The organism is Thioalkalivibrio sp. AKL7, from assembly GCF_000381705.1.
In the GTDB taxonomy this organism is placed as follows: domain Bacteria; phylum Pseudomonadota; class Gammaproteobacteria; order Ectothiorhodospirales; family Ectothiorhodospiraceae; genus Thioalkalivibrio; species Thioalkalivibrio versutus.
This window is the reverse complement of the sequence record NZ_KB906951.1, coordinates 152,302-168,030: the sequence shown is the minus strand read 5'-3', so window position 1 is coordinate 168,030 and position 15,729 is coordinate 152,302. Positions and strand designations below refer to the sequence as shown.

Sequence of the window (15,729 nt, the reverse complement as noted above, 5' to 3'; positions counted from 1 at the left end):
GGAGACACTGATCAATGGGCCTGCATCCGGCTCCGTGCCCCGCCGAAGCGTTTTTGGAAGGGCACTGGGGCCATTACGGCCGGCCTGGGCCCCTGTAACCGCCGTTTTTGGCGGTTACAGGGGCGATTTCCGGTCCTGCGGATACACTACCCCTGCGGCAGCAGCCCCCATCTTCGCGCACGGTACAGGTTCGCCAGGGCGAACAGGCTGTGCAGCTGCGCGGTGTTCTTCTTGAGGCCCCGGTAGCGCACCTTGCGATACCCGAACAGGTTCTTCAGCACATGGAACGGATGCTCCACGATCGAACGCAACTGGGCCTTCTGCCGCTCATCGGCCCGCACCTGGTCGCGCTCTGGGCCTTCCGGCATCGCGCGCACCGTGCCGCGCTTGCGCGCGATATGCGTCTCCGGACGATGCCCTTCCAGTCGCTTCTCCGCACCGATGTAACCGGCATCGCCATGCAGACTGGCTTCCTCGCCGTGGAGCAGTTCCGGCACCTGCGAGACGTCCGAGACATTCGCAGCGGTACCCTTCACGGTATGAACCAGGCCGGTGACGACATCGGCCCCGATATGCGCCTTCATCCCGAAGTACCACTGATTGCCCTTCTTCGTCTGGTGCATCTCCGGGTCGCGGGCCTTCTCCCGGTTCTTGGTCGACGGCGGGGCCGCGATCAGGGTGGCATCAACGACCGTCCCTTCGCGCAGTAGAAGGCCCCGCTGCTGCAGATGGGCGTTGATCCGGTCGAAGATGATCTGGGTCAGGTTGTGCTGTTCCAGCAGCCGGCGGAACTGCAGCAGGGTCGTAGCATCCGGGGCGTCTTCGCGGCTCAGGTCGATCCCGACAAAGCTCCGGATCGCCTGGCTGTCGTACACCCCGTCCTCGATCCCTTCGTCCGACAGGTTGAAGCACTGCTGGGCCACGTACATCCGCAGCATCCGTTCCAGACCAATCGGCGGACGACCCCGCTTCCCCGTCGGGTAGTGCGGCTCGATCGCCTCCACCAGCGCCGCCCAGGGCGTGATCGCATCGATCTCCCCCAGAAAGCGGTCGCGCCGCGTCTGCTTGCGCTTGGCGGAGTACTCGAGATCGGAAAAACTGCGCTGGGACATCGCCCATCACCTCGGGCAGGAAACCTGCCGCCATTATCCCAAACCCGCTCGCCAGACGGGAGCGGCCGCGGATTAAATCAGCGTCTCCTCAGGTGTTCGCGGATCTCCCCGTCTACGCCAGCAACACCTAGCGTCCGCCCGTTTGCGCGGGCGTCTACATTCCCACCCCCTCTGCAGGAGGCCTTATACCTGCATCGGACCCGTTTGCTGTTTACCGCAACAAACGCCTCACAGGAGACATAACCGGCCGGTGTAGTCTTCCAGCGAACAGCGACTCCTGCGATAACTAGATAAATCCCCGTATAAAGGCGATAAATATGGCATTATTTACATCAGTGGATAATGGGCCTTTTGGTATATTCCATGGAGGTTAAAAGAAGCGCCAACCCCATCCCAAAAAGAGGCGAAAACAACCGTTCTAAGGGCGCCGCTCCATGTGCAAACGCAAACATCCCCACGAATATCGCCGCGCACGCCCAAAGCACCGGATTGCCGCGTTCGGTCGGTTGAAACACGGCGGTCAGTAACGCAGCTACCCACACTGACATCATGCTCAGGAAACCGATCATTCCCATTTGAAGAAACGCCACAAGCACCCACCGATCAAATATCACCGCACCTGGCACATCCAACGCGTTATTCTCCAACCAGGTTGCACCCTTCAAGCCCAAGCCACTTCCAAAGACGAAATCGTATAACGTCATGCGCGCCAACCACTCGCCTACTGGCTTAATGAACGATTGATAACCATATTCGTAAATCGTCAATCCCGACAAGCTGACCCAATAAAACACGACCATCATGAATGCAACCGCAGGGACTAACAAGATAATCCCAGTATTTTGACAAGCCCTTGAAGGGGATCTAAGCGTCATAACTAGCCACGCAAAGACGATTAGCGCAGCCGCGAAGATCGCTGAGAGGGACAAGCTGAGCAGTGCTGCAGAAAAAAGCACGAGCGATCCAGCGACAAGCATCACACGTCGACCCCAGCTCCAAGAAAATGCATTGCTCAAGGTCAGACCCACCGCGCCAACAATCACATAGTAGACAGCCCCAGCCCCTTGCGTTGACAAACCCAGGATGTGATTCAATCTCGGGAGCTCCAACGGACCGAAGGTCCTTACCGCCGGAATGCCACTACTGTAATGGACGACCCAGCGTGGTAAGTCAATCCCAAGGCCAAATATATAGTGAACAAGATTTAATACTGCGACAAAGACCGTCGAAATAAATAAAACCAATAAAATATACGGGCCCAATCGGGTATCTTCCTTAAGTACTGCGTACACCAGAACAAAGGTAAGAAGCGGAACCACATACTCCCTAGCCATCAAAAGGATCAAGACGGGCGACAACGAAGAAGAAGCGATAATTTGAGCGATAACTAATGACAGGAAAATCGCCATCAGTCCTAATAATGGGATCTCCTGCCTCATGAACGACACCGGCTTACGTTTAATCACTTTCCTGATGGCCAGAGTAGCAACCAAACCAATAGTCAGCAGTGTGACCACCCCGGCGGGCGAAGAACTTTCCCAGTCGTCCCAGCGTATGACGCCCTGCTGCGGCAACAACGCCACTAATACACTGACCCCAAATCGAAAATTCTGCAGCGAAACCCACAGGATCCCCGTTAAATAGATCGCGAACAACACGAGTTTGGGCAATCCCTCTGTACCGATTCCAACCAGAACTGCCACCAACGCCGCCGCAACGCCGGGAAGCACCGTTAATGGCGGCCCCATACCCCCCCCCTTCCCGACCACGAATCATGCTGCGATCTGGTGCTCACATGGTCATTGGAAGTCATCTATCGGTCCCTATATAAATCGTTGGCCCGCGTCTCCTGATCAATAAAGACTAAACGAACCGATAATACAACGACGATTATTCGTGCAGCACGAACATGTCTGCGTTGAAATATGTTTTACAACCGGTACTAGGTTGTTGCTCCGACTCTGCCACTTTCTTATTCCTTTGTTGCCACTTGGCAAGCGGCCTCATCAACGCGCGGTACGGGTTCGCCATCGCGAACATACTTTGCAGATGCGCGGTGTTCTTCCTGAGACGCGGGTAACGCAGCTCGAGCGACCCGAACAGGTTTTTCACCACAGGGAACGGATGCTCCAAGATGGGACGCAACCGTTCCTTGTGCCGTTCATGGGCGCGGACCTAATCGCGCTCTGGGCCTTCCGACATTGCGCGCTTGCGCGCGATATGCAACTCCGATCAATGCCCGTACAGCCGGAACTCCGCGACGATCTAGCCAGTGTCGCCATGCACGCTGGCTTCTTCGCCGTGAAGAAGTTCCGGCACATGCAAGACGTCCGAGACCTTCGCGGCCGTACCCTTTAGCGTGTGGCCAAGACCGGTGACGGCGCCGGCCCCGATATCCGCCCTCATCCCGGAGTCCCGCTGGTTCCCAGTCTGGACCGGTGTATATCCGGATCGCGCGCGTTCTCCTGGTTTTGGGTCGACGGCATCGCCGCCATATGCGTGGCATCCACGACCGTCCCTTCGCGCTGCAACAGGCCTCGCTCTCGCAGGTCCGCGCTGACCCGGTCGACGATCAACTGGGTCAGGTTGTTTTGCTCCAGTAATCGGCGGAACTACAGCAAGGTCGTGGCATCCGGGGCGCCTTCGCGGCTCACGTCTGGCCCGACAAAGCCCCTATCGCCCGACCGTCGTAGATTGCGCTTTCAATCCCTTCGTCTGACACGTTAAAGCCCAGCTGCGCCCTATACATCCGCAACCGCAACATCCGTTCCAGTTCGACCGCCGATCGGCTGCGCTTCCCCTTCGGCTAGTGCGCCTCGATAGCCTCCACCAGTGCCGCCCGTCTACTAATCGTGTGGATCCACGCAGAAATAGGCTGCGACGGGTCTTCTTTAGCGTTGCGAAATACTCGAGATCGGACAAGCTGGTCTGGGAAATCGCCCATAACCGCGGGCAGGACATCTAGCGCCATCTTCCCCCACCCGCTCGACCCCCGAGATCGGGAGCGACGAAACCAGCGTTTCCGTAATGGGCCGAATTACGCGAAGGCGACAGGTGCGCCGGACCGCAACGCGAACGCGCCTCCAAAAGGGCGACTCCCTGCGGTAACAGTGGTCCAGGCAACCGTGATCCCCCCAGAGCATCTCCACAAACGCCTCGACGCGCCAAAGAACCGGTTACAGGCTGCTTATACATCAGCGTTCTCCTAGCCCCCGTCCCGCGAACGCGGCCTCCAGCAAAGCGCACTCCACACCCAATATCCGACAACCAAACCAACCAATACACTCTCATACACCACATAGGCAAACTTGCCGATCACGATAATCCACAACGCAAACATCGAAAAAACGATATTCCCACCTAGTATGGAATCGTCGCTTGCCGATCAAGTCCATAGACACAAGGCGGATAAGGCGCGGCGTTTAAGGACCGCCTGCCTCAGTTACGAAACACGCTTCCCCCTAATCAGCTTATGAAGCTTCTTGCGCAGGGCGCCAAGGGCTAGGTCCAGTTTATCTCGAGCGCTCAAAAACTGAGTTTCTCGTTCTATTCGATTGAGGCGGGTTTTAAACTTTACAACATATCGCTTTTCTGCGAGAGCTAGGGCATCACCTGGCACATTATTGATAACATTCGAGATTATTGGATACATCGCATCGTCAAATCTCGCTACAGCATGTTTGGCTGGTCTCGATGTCAATACATATTTTTTCTTTTCCAGACGTAGATCTTTAACACCATCCAGATCAACCGCTATGTCCGTCGCTCGAACGTTTTTTATTTTAGACAATACTCGCTCAATATCAACCTCAAAGAATGCGTCATAAACCGCGCGCGACTCCGAAATACAAGGGAATGCCCATCGCTTTGCGCCCAATAAAATTGGAACTTGGTACTTGGAGCTCCCGTCGTGGTGCGAGCCGACGTCTCCAAAATTAGTAGTTAACGAGACCCTAGGCACGACAGAGTGCAGGCCGCGGACGACCATAAACTTATTAAAATATTTTTTCCAAGACGTTTCCGGCCAGCTAGCCACATTGAACGGTAGACCATCTTCAACCGCGACTGGAAGGTTCTTGTTTTCTGAATACCACTTCTTGAAAGACACCCATTGACGTTTAGTCCACACCTGCCCCCAAGAAGAACAAGCCTGAAGGAAATAAACATCATATCCGTCGTCAATCGGTGCGAATGGCACGTTAGCCGATTCGCTTAGGTGGAACGAGTACAGAGAATACGATCCGATATTCTCACTTGAGCGACTGCACTCATAGTGAGAGATAACCTTTTTAGCATATTGGTAGAAATACTTGGAGACAAACAGGTCATCTTCAAGGAGGATCACGCCACCGTACTTGAGGCTAATATCCCCGCACCATAAAATATGATTGCGGAGTCCCCTCCGTGCATGGTGAACGATCACCTCTTTGGCGCCTTGCCATTCGAAATTTGCAGCGACATCAATAACGGCTTGGTCCGCACCACCTTCGATGCTAATTAAAAGGCGCGGCACGGAATCTCCATAGTCGGCACCCGCAAGGCTCATTAACAACCTTGAGAGCGAGCCAGGCCTATTGAATGCGGGGATGACAATTGGAAGACTTTCCATAACTACGTGACTACCTTATCCTGGACGGACATCATTACCCTTTACGGATTTGTCGCGAGCTGTCGGTGTGGTGCCCATCACGCTGCCCTTGTCTTTCAGTGTGACGCCATACAGTGGTGGTTTGAGGTCACATTAACAGACAGGGGCGGCGTAAGTAGTACGGCATCGCATCTGACGGTTCGGCCATCCAAGTGCGAATCAAACAGAAGGTTCTACTGTCGTAGGTACCCTTCCGTACTGATCGTCTAAACGGACAATGTCGTCTTCACCCAGATAGGACCCGGACTGCACTTCTACGAGCTCCAGCGGAATCTTCCCTGGATTTTCGAGGGAATGAATATGACCCACCGGGATGAAAGTTGACTCATTTTCGGATACTAGGTAGCTTCGGTCACCGTTGGTCACCCGCGCCGTACCGCTCACCACCACCCAGTGCTCGGCGCGGTGGTGATGCATCTGTACCGAAAGCCGCTCCCCGGGCTTCACCGTAATGCGCTTGACCTGGAATCGCTCCCCGGCATCGATGGAGTCGTAGCAGCCCCAGGGCCGGTAGACCTCCCGATGGTCCAAGTGCTCGCAGCGACCTGCCTCGCGCAACCGCTCGACCAGCCGCTTCACCTCCTGAACCCGGTCCTTGTGGGCCACCAGCACCGCATCCTTGGTCTCGACGATCACCAGGTCATCGATACCCAGGGTCGCTACCATTCGGTGCTCTGCGTGTACCAGGGAATTGCGACTGGCATCAGTCAGCACATCACCGTGCACCGCATTGCCATCAGCGTCCTTCGGATTCACCTCCCACAGCGCCGACCAGGAGCCGATATCACTCCAGCCGGCATCCAGCGGCACTACCACCGAACGGGTGTGCTCCATCACCGCGTAATCCACCGACTCCGCCGGACAGGTGGTAAAGGACTCCCGCGCCAGGCGCACAAAATCCATGTCCCGCTCACCTTCCGCCAGTGCGGCCCGACAGGCCGCCACCATGTCCGGCTGCAACCGCTCCAGCTCTTCCAGATAGCGCCCGGCACGGAACATGAACATACCGCTGTTCCAGTAGTGCTCTCCCCCGGCCAGCCACGCCTCGGCCGTCGCCGCATCCGGTTTCTCGATAAAGCGCGCCACGGCGTAGCCACCACCCCCGTCCACCGCCTCACCACGCTGGATGTAGCCATATCCGGTCTCGGCGTGGGTAGGCACGACCCCGAAGGTCACTAGCTCACCCGCCTCGGCCAGCGGCCGAGCTGTGTGGATGGCGGCGTGGAAGGCCTCGACATCAGCAATACGATGATCGGCGGCCATCACCATCAGCACCGGATCATCACCGTGGGTCATTGCATGGAGGGCACCCAGGGCAATCGCCGGTGCCGTATTGCGCCCCACCGGCTCCAGCAGGATGGCTGCCGACTCCACGGGCCCCTGACGCAACTGCTCGGCCACAATGAAGCGGTGCTCCTCGTTGCAGATCACTATCGGATCGGCATCCTCCAGGCCTTCCAGGCGCGCCAAGGTCTCCTGAAACATGGTCCGCTTCCCGGTCAGGGAGCGAAACTGCTTCGGATTCAATTGCCGCGAGAGAGGCCAGAGGCGCGAACCCGTGCCTCCGGCCATGATCAGGGGAACCAGGCTCATTCACTCTCCTCCGTTCTCACCAGCATGCTCCCTCCTACAAACCCTTCCCCGGGCATTGATACATAAAGTGCACGTACAGCGTCGAGATAGGCACGCGTGTTGGCGTGCACCTCGCTGCTCGCACGGATCGCATCCGGGTGCCACCAGCGGTAATCCCGGTGTTGCGCCTTCGGCAGGCTGAACAGGTCCATCTTCAGGCGCACGTAATGGGCCAGAGCCACATAGTGGGTACCGATCCCTGCGCCAAAGACATCGTCGTCGTAGAGGTGGTCATAAGCCCCCAGCAGGCGGGCTTCACCACGGGAAATGGCCAGACCCAGTTCTTCACGGCTCACCCGCGCGAAGGCCGCATCGAGGGACTCACCGCGCTGCACACGCCCCCCTGGCACAAACCAGAGGCCCTGCGCCGGCCGGTTGTTCCGCAGGCCGAGCAGGAGCTCGCCATCGGCATTCCCGATCACCAAATCGATCGACACCAGCGGGGCCGCGCCCAGCACATCGCGGAAGGTATTCTCCGAAAGCCACATCAGCTGCGGAAGCGATCCTGGTGGTCCAAGAACCACTGGTAGGCTTCACGCAGCCCATCCTCCAGGGAGATCCCGGCTTGCCAGCCCAAGGCCGACAGGCGCGAGACATCGAGCAGCTTGCGCGGCGCGCCGTCGGGTTTGTCGGTATCGAAGCGCAGACGCCCGGTAAACCCGGTCACCCGGGCTACGGTTTCCGCAAGCTCGCGTATGCTGCAATCCTCGCCGGTGCCCACGTTGATATGCGAAAGCGTCGGCTGGGTATAGGCCTGGTAGGTCGCCTCGTCCAGCTCCATCACATGCACGCTGGCCGCCGCCATGTCGTCCACATGGAGGAATTCGCGCATGGGGGTCCCACTGCCCCAGATCACAACCTCCTCCTGCCCCGCCTCCACCGCCTCGTGGAAGCGGCGCAACAGCGCCGGGATCACGTGACTGTTCTCGGGGTGGAAGTTGTCGTTGGGCCCGTACAGGTTCGTGGGCATCACACTGCGGTAGTCGCGCGCATACTGCCGGTTGTAGCTCTCGCAGAGCTTGATCCCGGCGATCTTAGCGATGGCGTAGGGCTCATTGGTGGGCTCGAGCTCTCCAGTGAGCAGGGCCTCCTCGCGCATGGGCTGCTCCGCGTTACGCGGGTAGATGCACGAAGAGCCCAAGAACAGCAGCTTTTGCACCCCGGCCAGGTGGGCGCCATGGATTACGTTGGTCTCGATGACCAGATTGTCGCGGATGAACTCGGCCGGGTAGGTATTGTTGGCGTGGATCCCGCCCACCTTGGCGGCGGCAAGGTAGACCTGATCGATCGCCTCCTCTCGCACGAACGTGGCCACCGCCTTCTGATCGAGCAGATCCAGTGCCTCCCGCGAGCGCGTAACGACCCGCTCGTAGCCCAGCGCCTCCAGGCGGCGACAGAGGGCCGAACCGACCATACCGCGATGACCGGCAACGAAGACGGTCTGGGTGGTGTCACGACTCATTGGATCACTCCCGGGTCAGCGGCATGTCGTAGCCATGCTCCTTGAGCAGGGCATGGCGTCGCGCCTCGTGGAGATCGGCGGCGACCATCTCGGCGCACATCTCTTCCACCGTAATTTCAGGCTCCCACCCGAGCACGGCCTTGGCCTTCGAGGGGTCTCCCAGCAGGGTCTCCACCTCGGCGGGGCGGAAGTAGCGCGGGTCGACCGCCACCACGACATCCCCCTTCTTCAGGGCCGGGGCGCTGTCGCCCGTGATGGCGGCGACGATACCGCGCTCCTCCACGCCCTCGCCCTCGAACCGCAGATCGATACCAAGTTCCGCCGCTGCCATCCGTACGAAGTCGCGCACCGAACACTGGCGACCTGTGGCGATCACGAAGTCCTCCGGTTGCTCCTGCTGCAGCATCATCCACTGCATGCGCACGTAGTCCTTGGCATGCCCCCAGTCGCGCAGGGCATTCATGTTGCCGAGGTAAAGACAGCTCTGCAGACCCTGGGCGATGTGGGCGAGCCCCCGGGTGATCTTGCGCGTGACGAAGGTCTCGCCGCGGCGGGGCGATTCGTGGTTGAAGAGGATCCCGTTACAGGCGTACATCCCATAGGACTCGCGATAGTTCACGGTAATCCAGTAGGCATACATCTTTGCAGCAGCGTACGGGCTACGGGGGTAGAACGGCGTGGTCTCGCGCTGGGGGGTTTCCTGAACTAGCCCATAGAGTTCCGAAGTTGATGCCTGGTAGAAACGGGTCTTCTCCTCTAGATTGCAGATCCTAATGGCCTCAAGCAAACGAAGGGTGCCCATGCCAACGACATCAGCAGTGTATTCCGGTGATTCAAAGCTCACCGCAACATGGCTTTGAGCGCCGAGGTTATAGACCTCGTCGGGCTTAATCTCCTGTACCAAACGTGTCAGATTGGAGCTATCCGACAGATCACCATAGTGAAGAACAAAGCCAGAGTTAGCTTCATGCGGATCCTGATAGATGTGATCCACTCGCTCGGTATTAAACGACGACGCTCGTCGTTTAATACCATGCACTTCGTAACCCATACCTAAAAGCAGCTCCGCCAAATATGACCCATCTTGCCCAGTTACTCCCGAAATCAACGCTCTTTTCATAATTCCCTCAATAGCTCCCAGAACACGAACTCGCCCAAACCGAACCACATGCTAAGGATTCACATAACCCCAATCGAAATCGGGGACAGATTTACTTTCTCATCTCCGGCGTGAACGCGGACGGTCGAGGCGGCGGCGCTCGATGCGGCAGCCGATGATCTGTTCCACCTCATTCACGAAGCGCTGTTTGCCGGTGAGCTGTCCTCGCTGCAGGGCCTCGCGCATCAGCGACAGCTCCTGCTCCGGTACGCCCTGCTGCACTAAGCGGGCATAGCGTGCACGCCGATCGGAACCGTTGTCTGCCAGGTCCGAGTACGCCGGGTCCAAATCGATCCATTGATCTTCCTCGCCCATTCGCTGACGGAAACTGGACCAGGCGGACTCACCGGCCGCTGGCGCCATCCTCGCACGCGCCGCACGCGCCTTCATCAGCCGGCCCATGGCGGCCACCTCCTCGCCATGGCCCAGCAAGAGGCGCACGTGGTTCGTCATCAAGCAGTACCCATACACCCGGATGTCCAGCCCACTGCTCAGCTCCCGCAAATCCTCCAAGTACCGCTCGCAATCCTCAGCCCCGGCAAACACCGCCTGTCGATTGGGCCCCCGCTGCACCACGTGGTGCGGCATATGCGGCAACACCACTCGCGCCATCCTTGGCATGCCTTCCCTCCCGAATCATCCGGCCCGCTCCCTGCGACGAAAATAAATCTGTCCCCGTTTCACTGCGCTCGCGCCATCCTTGGCATACCCCTTCTCCTCCATCACCGCCGCATCCTTGCCACCAAACAATCTGTCCCTGTTACGGTCCGTTGCGGCAGCCGGTGATCTCCACCTACCCCTTATTCGCCTGTTCGGTCGATCACGGAAAACACCTCGCCCCACATCGCCTCCGAGCAAGATTTGAGTCGCGCGGATTCATTTTTCAGAGATTCCGAAAGCTCGCGGTTGGCCCGCTCATCAACCAACCGATCGATTTTATCGGCCAGTTCGTCATCAGGGTCATCTACGGACACCACGCCTTCGGGGAAGCCGTAGTCACGGAACAGTTCCTGATACTTGTGGCTCCAACCGGTGGCGAGCGAGGGGACGCCCTGGCTGAGTGCACTCACCAGTCCGTGGAATCGGCTACCGATGGTGGCAAAACTTGCGCCAAGGATTCCCTTAATCTTCAGCGGATCGTCCTCGACGAGAACAGGGAGCCCGCCGGCACCCTCCGAGATCTGGTCGGCAAGCCAGCGATCATTCGCGCCCTCGTGCACCAAGATGAACGGCTTTGCGCCCTTCTCCCGTAGCTGTTGGGCACAGCGCACCATGAATGGGAGATACGCACTACTCCGTGAGCCGTCTGTCTTGTCGACCATGCGGTAGTTCGGCACAAGACACACCCCATGCTGGTTACGGTCGAAGTATTCCGGCACGACCCCATCAACCAGGTTGGTGAAATCCGGGTACTGGCGGATGTTCGCCCGCTCCCCGGTGACGTCCGTCAAGTACTCATAGGAGGTTCGTTCCCGGGGCATGACCAAATCGATATTGTCGACTGCATTCCGAATCGACTTGCGAATGCGCGTGCTCGTATACGGACCAAAAGCCTGAGGCATTAGGATCACCTTAGTACCCTGCTTGCGCCACCGCCTCGCCGACTGCGCCAGCTCGCGGGAATTACGCTCGCCCCACTGGTCACTGTATGCGAAGCCCGCCGCATCAATCACCACGTCGACGTCGCTATCCAGAATCACCCCGTACATCTCACGGACCTTTCGGGGTACCAGACCTGCGAGATGCCCCCATTGAACCCCTTTGTAATAGAGCCATGCTTTCGGATACATACCCGCATCCACCAATTTCCGGAACGGTTGCGACCCACCCGGGTGCGACGGGGCCATGGTCAAGATTGCGTCCGGGTATGTCGCACGAAGCCTTTCGAGGATCGCGCGCAGCATCAGTTCCGCGCCCTTGTTCACGAACCCGGCTTTTTGAATCTCGATGATCATTCTGCCGAACACTCCTGCGTAATCAGTGAATTTTGCTTCTTCTGCGAATAAGGAATACCGCTCTCGGGATCGCCGTAGCCGATGGAAATCAGCATCACCACGCGTTCATGGCCCGGGAGCTTCAGAATACGCTGAAGCTTCTCTTCGGCGAGATCGACGTCCGGCCAGTTAATGGGGCAGGTAGAAAGCCCCAGCGTCTCCGCGGCAAGCATCAGCTGCATGGATGCGAGGGATGCGTCGATATAGATCAGGTGGCGATCGCGTTCCTTCGGGTAGGCGGAGAGGTCGCCGACCACCACGATAACGGCCGGCAGTTGATGGGCGAAGCCCGTGGTACCTCCCGCGCATTCGGCAATCTTTGTGGCTATGGCCGGTGCCTTCGCGACGACAAACCGGAACGGCTGCCGGTTACACGCCGAGGGCGCTAGAGAGGCTGCGTTTATGGCCTTTTGAATCAAGTCATCGGGTACTGGCTGCTGCCGGTACCAGCGAACGGATCTCCGCCGAACAAAGAGCGTGGCAAGCTGCTCGAAGGATACGGGGCTCGCCGGGCACTCCGACATCGGGTAAGGCTTGAACATCCGAATTTCGTTACCGTCACTGTGTTCGGCATCAGAAGCCTCACCGTATTCCTTGCGCGCCTTGCTGATCGTGGGCGTGTCTTCGACAACGCTGAAGTATTCGTCCAGTACGTCCCTGGCCCACCGGAGCTCGTCCGGCGAGTAGCCCGGCCGATCCTTGGCCCGGTTGTAACAACGAACGGTCTCAAGGATGAACGCCTCCGCAAATACCTTCCGGCGTGGGCGCATGATCAGCCCTTTCTCGAGGCGGTGCACATTGCGGCGGAGGAGCGGCGAAGTACGCTCCATTGCCCGCAGCGCACGGTGGTAGGCAGCCCGCCCCTTGAGCACGGCGAGGTGTTCGCGGTCGAAACGCCGACTGAAGACACAGTAGTACAGGCTGGCCAGCCACCGGTTGGCCGAGAAAACCCGGACACTCCGGGCCCCAAGCCAGTCGAGTGTTCTATGGATCGTACGTTTGGCCGGCGCCGGGATCGCTTTTCGAAGGACGGAGATCATGGTTTTTGTCTTTTATCGTGTACGCGCAAGTCGAAAGGGATACCGGATAGGCGCAAGGGCCGCCCACGCCATCTGCCAGAAGACGGCGCGCGTCCGCTGGTAGAAGAAAAGTGCGAAGAAGGATGCGGTCGCATAGGAGAAGAGCGTTGCGTAGGCAGCGCCGATGCCCCCATGCATGGGAATCAGGAGGTAGTTCAGAAGCACGTTGGCAAGGGCACCGAGGCCCTGCGTAAGCAACGAGAAATAGAGCGCGTTCTCAATGAGAACCCATTTCGAAAACGCCGCACGCATGAAAATGAAGATGGCGGCCCAGATGTGGATCACCAGGATCGAGGCGCTCGCTGCGTACTCCGGCCCGAAGAACAACGCGATGATCCAGGGCGCGGCGACCGTCATAGCGACGGCCACGACCAACCCGATCATGAACAGTACGTCAAACAGTTGCTGGAGCCGCCGGTAAAACAACGCCTCGTCCTGCTCGCGCAGCTTGATCAGCTTAGGAAAAAACGAGGCAACGATCGCGGTTGGAACAAAGTACCAGGCTTCGGAAAGCTGGGCCGCCACTGCGTACTGCCCCACTTCCTGGGGATCCGCCAGCCACCGGAGCATCACCAGGTCCACCTTCAGGTAGATAACCGCGAAGACCGATCCCAGGTAGATGAGCCAGCCCTGACTCAATAGCTCCTTGGCACGAGACCAGCTGAACCGCCAATGGGCAAGACGGAGTTCGGCCTTGAGCCGGAAGAAGAGAAGCAGCAACAAGGCCGCCACTACGGCCTGCAACACCTGTGCCGTCGCGAAATACACCAGGCCCGAACCCGCGAAGACCAGCCCCAGCTTGAACGCGGTGGCCAGTACGTGCGAGGACACTCGGGCGATGGCGGCATACCGCGCCTGCACAAACGCCTGAAACCAGAAATCGACTACGTCCAGCGGGCGAAACAATAAGGCAGCCCCTGCAATGGCGATCAGATAGAACTCGGTGCTGCCGAGGCCCTCGTACGCAACAGCGTAGGTCAGTAGCACCAGGTACCCCGCACCCATCCCCAGCAACTTGAGCAGAGCGGAGGTTCCAAGGGTCTCCGCGCGCCCCGTTTCATCCTTGACGATCTCGCGGACAACCAGGCCTTGAAGCCCCATATGGCCCGCAGCCGCGAACAAAGCGGCAAGGGACAACGCATACGCCAGCGAACCAAAATCCTCCGGGCCCAGATGGCGCGCGACGAACACTGTCGCCACGAACGCGAGCCCAAGCCCTATAACCTTCTCCCCCATGATCCAGTAGGAGTTGTTTAGGTATTTCCTCAGGCGGCGGTATTTGCTCGAGATCAACCCGACTTTCACAGCGACAAATGCTCCTGCTTGGAGCGCGAAACCAGACCTTCGGGAGTACTGCCGGTGAGAGACCCCATTGCAGCTCTGCCCTCGCCCTTCCGCATCGTCAGTTGACGACGCATCATCCAGCCATAAAAGAGGTGGACGCTATTTGTTCTGCGATCCACCGCGCGGCGCGTTAGTGCGACGGTGCTACTCATACTGAAGCATTTCCACTGCACCCCTTGCGAGCGCTGGCCGCTTGCCCCCAGGGCGCCGCTCGCAATGACGGTTCGTTTCTGGACGTAGTGGTTTGTCACATTTGAGCGGTCAGATCCGGTAGTACTCGCGATACCACTCGACAAAGCGGGCGATGCCGTCTTCCACGCGGGTGGCGGGGGCATAGCCCACGTCCTGGCGCAGGGCCTCGACGTCGGCATAGGTGTCCGGCACGTCGCCCGGCTGCAGCGGCAGGAGATTCTTCTCGGCCTTCTTGCCGAGGCAGTCCTCGAGCACCTCGATGTAGCGCATCAGTTCCACCGGCTCGTGGTTGCCGATGTTGTAAAGCCGGTAGGGGGCTGCGCTGGTGGCCGAGTCGGGCTCGGCCCCGTTCCAGTCGGGGTTGCGCGGGGCCACGTGATCCAGGGTGCGGATCACGCCCTCGACGATGTCGTCGATGTAGGTGAAGTCGCGCCGGTGGTGGCCGTAGTTGAAGACGTCGATCGGCTCGCCCGCCAGGATCTTTTTGGTGAACATGAACAGCGCCATGTCCGGGCGGCCCCAGGGGCCGTAGACAGTGAAGAAGCGCAGCCCGGTCACCGGCAGGTCATAGAGATGGCTGTAGGTATGCGCCATCAGCTCGTTGGCCTTCTTGCTGGCGGCGTACAGGCTCAGCGGGTGATCGACGTTGTCGTGCACCGAGAACGGCATGGTGGTGTTGGCGCCGTAGACCGAGCTCGAGCTGGCATAGACCAGGTGCTCGACGCCGTTATGGCGGCAGCCCTCCAGGATGTTGCCGAAACCGACCAGGTTGGTGTCGACATAGGCCGCCGGGTTCTCCAGTGAATAGCGCACGCCGGCCTGGGCCGCCAGGTTCACCACCCGCTCCGGCCGGTGCTCGCGGAACACCCGCTCCATCGCGGCGCGATCGGCGATGTCCTCGCGCACCTCGGTGTAGTTCGGGTGGTCCTGGGTGCGCGCCAGGCGCGCTTCCTTGAGCGAGACGTCGTAGTAGTCGTTCAGGTTGTCGACGCCGATCACCTGGTCGCCGCGCTCCAGCAGGCGCAGGCTCAGGGCGCCGCCAATAAAGCCGGCCGAGCCAGTTATGAGTACTTTCATTTTGTTCTTTGTGTTTGGAGTCTGTTGATT

12 protein-coding genes and 1 pseudogene are annotated in these 15,729 nt (G+C 59.0%); all 13 read right to left on the bottom strand.

All coding sequences use genetic code 11. The features are described 5' to 3' along the window. Window positions 1-146 precede the first annotated feature (146 nt). Complete coding sequence (locus G315_RS0109775; protein WP_019612442.1) at window positions 147-1,112, bottom strand: IS5 family transposase; 966 nt, start codon at window positions 1,110-1,112, stop codon at window positions 147-149. Window positions 1,113-1,444: 332 nt separating this feature from the next. After that, window positions 1,445-2,860, bottom strand: coding sequence for a hypothetical protein (locus G315_RS0109770; protein WP_019612441.1), 1,416 nt, complete (start codon window positions 2,858-2,860; stop codon window positions 1,445-1,447). Between the two features lie 105 nt (window positions 2,861-2,965). After that, window positions 2,966-4,049, bottom strand: a pseudogene (locus G315_RS14650) (IS5 family transposase). A gap of 505 nt (window positions 4,050-4,554) precedes the next feature. Further along, window positions 4,555-5,658 carry a hypothetical protein gene (locus tag G315_RS14560; RefSeq protein WP_155986093.1) on the bottom strand — a complete coding sequence of 368 codons (1,104 nt, stop codon included), beginning with the start codon at window positions 5,656-5,658 and terminating at the stop codon, window positions 4,555-4,557. A gap of 261 nt (window positions 5,659-5,919) precedes the next feature. Continuing rightward, the gene (locus G315_RS0109745) at window positions 5,920-7,353 is read right to left on the bottom strand and encodes a mannose-1-phosphate guanylyltransferase/mannose-6-phosphate isomerase (protein WP_019612436.1); all 1,434 of its coding nucleotides are present in this window, start codon (window positions 7,351-7,353) and stop codon (window positions 5,920-5,922) included. After that, window positions 7,350-7,880 carry a GDP-mannose mannosyl hydrolase gene (locus tag G315_RS0109740; protein ID WP_019612435.1) on the bottom strand — a complete coding sequence of 177 codons (531 nt, stop codon included), beginning with the start codon at window positions 7,878-7,880 and terminating at the stop codon, window positions 7,350-7,352. Before G315_RS0109740 ends, G315_RS0109745 begins: the two co-directional genes overlap by 4 nt. Then, window positions 7,880-8,854, bottom strand: a complete 975-nt coding sequence (locus G315_RS0109735; RefSeq protein WP_019612434.1) for a GDP-L-fucose synthase — start codon at window positions 8,852-8,854, stop codon at window positions 7,880-7,882. The genes G315_RS0109740 and G315_RS0109735 overlap by 1 nt, the downstream gene beginning before the upstream one ends. A 4-nt stretch (window positions 8,855-8,858) precedes the next feature. After that, complete coding sequence (gene gmd, locus G315_RS0109730; protein ID WP_019612433.1) at window positions 8,859-9,974, bottom strand: GDP-mannose 4,6-dehydratase; 1,116 nt, start codon at window positions 9,972-9,974, stop codon at window positions 8,859-8,861. Between the two features lie 99 nt (window positions 9,975-10,073). Beyond that, entirely contained in the window at window positions 10,074-10,634 is a 561-nt protein-coding gene (locus tag G315_RS0109725; RefSeq protein WP_026338868.1) for a transposase, read from the bottom strand. Between the two features lie 179 nt (window positions 10,635-10,813). Beyond that, on the bottom strand, window positions 10,814-11,968 hold the full coding sequence (locus G315_RS0109720) for a polysaccharide pyruvyl transferase family protein (RefSeq protein ID WP_019612431.1): 1,155 nt from the start codon (window positions 11,966-11,968) through the stop codon (window positions 10,814-10,816). Next, a complete protein-coding gene (locus tag G315_RS0109715; protein ID WP_019612430.1) occupies window positions 11,965-13,047 on the bottom strand; it encodes a nitroreductase family protein in 1,083 nt (360 codons plus the stop codon). Before G315_RS0109715 ends, G315_RS0109720 begins: the two co-directional genes overlap by 4 nt. A gap of 12 nt (window positions 13,048-13,059) precedes the next feature. Beyond that, window positions 13,060-14,391, bottom strand: coding sequence for a flippase (locus G315_RS0109710; RefSeq protein WP_019612429.1), 1,332 nt, complete (start codon window positions 14,389-14,391; stop codon window positions 13,060-13,062). Window positions 14,392-14,691: 300 nt separating this feature from the next. Then, entirely contained in the window at window positions 14,692-15,699 is a 1,008-nt protein-coding gene (locus G315_RS0109705; RefSeq protein ID WP_019612428.1) for an NAD-dependent epimerase, read from the bottom strand. Between the last annotated feature and the right edge of the window lie 30 nt (window positions 15,700-15,729).

Excerpts from the sequence above, each read along its gene's own strand:
- G315_RS14560 (WP_155986093.1), bottom strand. The coding sequence starts at position 5,658 with ATGAGCCTTGCGGGTGCCGACTATGGAGATTCCGTGCCGCGCCTTTTA.
- gmd (WP_019612433.1), bottom strand. The coding sequence starts at position 9,974 with ATGAAAAGAGCGTTGATTTCGGGAGTAACTGGGCAAGATGGGTCATAT.
- G315_RS0109775 (WP_019612442.1), bottom strand. The coding sequence starts at position 1,112 with ATGTCCCAGCGCAGTTTTTCCGATCTCGAGTACTCCGCCAAGCGCAAG.
- G315_RS0109725 (WP_026338868.1), bottom strand. The coding sequence starts at position 10,634 with ATGCCAAGGATGGCGCGAGTGGTGTTGCCGCATATGCCGCACCACGTG.
- G315_RS0109745 (WP_019612436.1), bottom strand. The coding sequence starts at position 7,353 with ATGAGCCTGGTTCCCCTGATCATGGCCGGAGGCACGGGTTCGCGCCTC.
- G315_RS0109740 (WP_019612435.1), bottom strand. The coding sequence starts at position 7,880 with ATGTGGCTTTCGGAGAATACCTTCCGCGATGTGCTGGGCGCGGCCCCG.
- G315_RS0109705 (WP_019612428.1), bottom strand. The coding sequence starts at position 15,699 with ATGAAAGTACTCATAACTGGCTCGGCCGGCTTTATTGGCGGCGCCCTG.
- G315_RS0109735 (WP_019612434.1), bottom strand. The coding sequence starts at position 8,854 with ATGAGTCGTGACACCACCCAGACCGTCTTCGTTGCCGGTCATCGCGGT.
- G315_RS0109770 (WP_019612441.1), bottom strand. The coding sequence starts at position 2,860 with ATGGGGCCGCCATTAACGGTGCTTCCCGGCGTTGCGGCGGCGTTGGTG.
- G315_RS0109720 (WP_019612431.1), bottom strand. The coding sequence starts at position 11,968 with ATGATCATCGAGATTCAAAAAGCCGGGTTCGTGAACAAGGGCGCGGAA.
- G315_RS0109715 (WP_019612430.1), bottom strand. The coding sequence starts at position 13,047 with ATGATCTCCGTCCTTCGAAAAGCGATCCCGGCGCCGGCCAAACGTACG.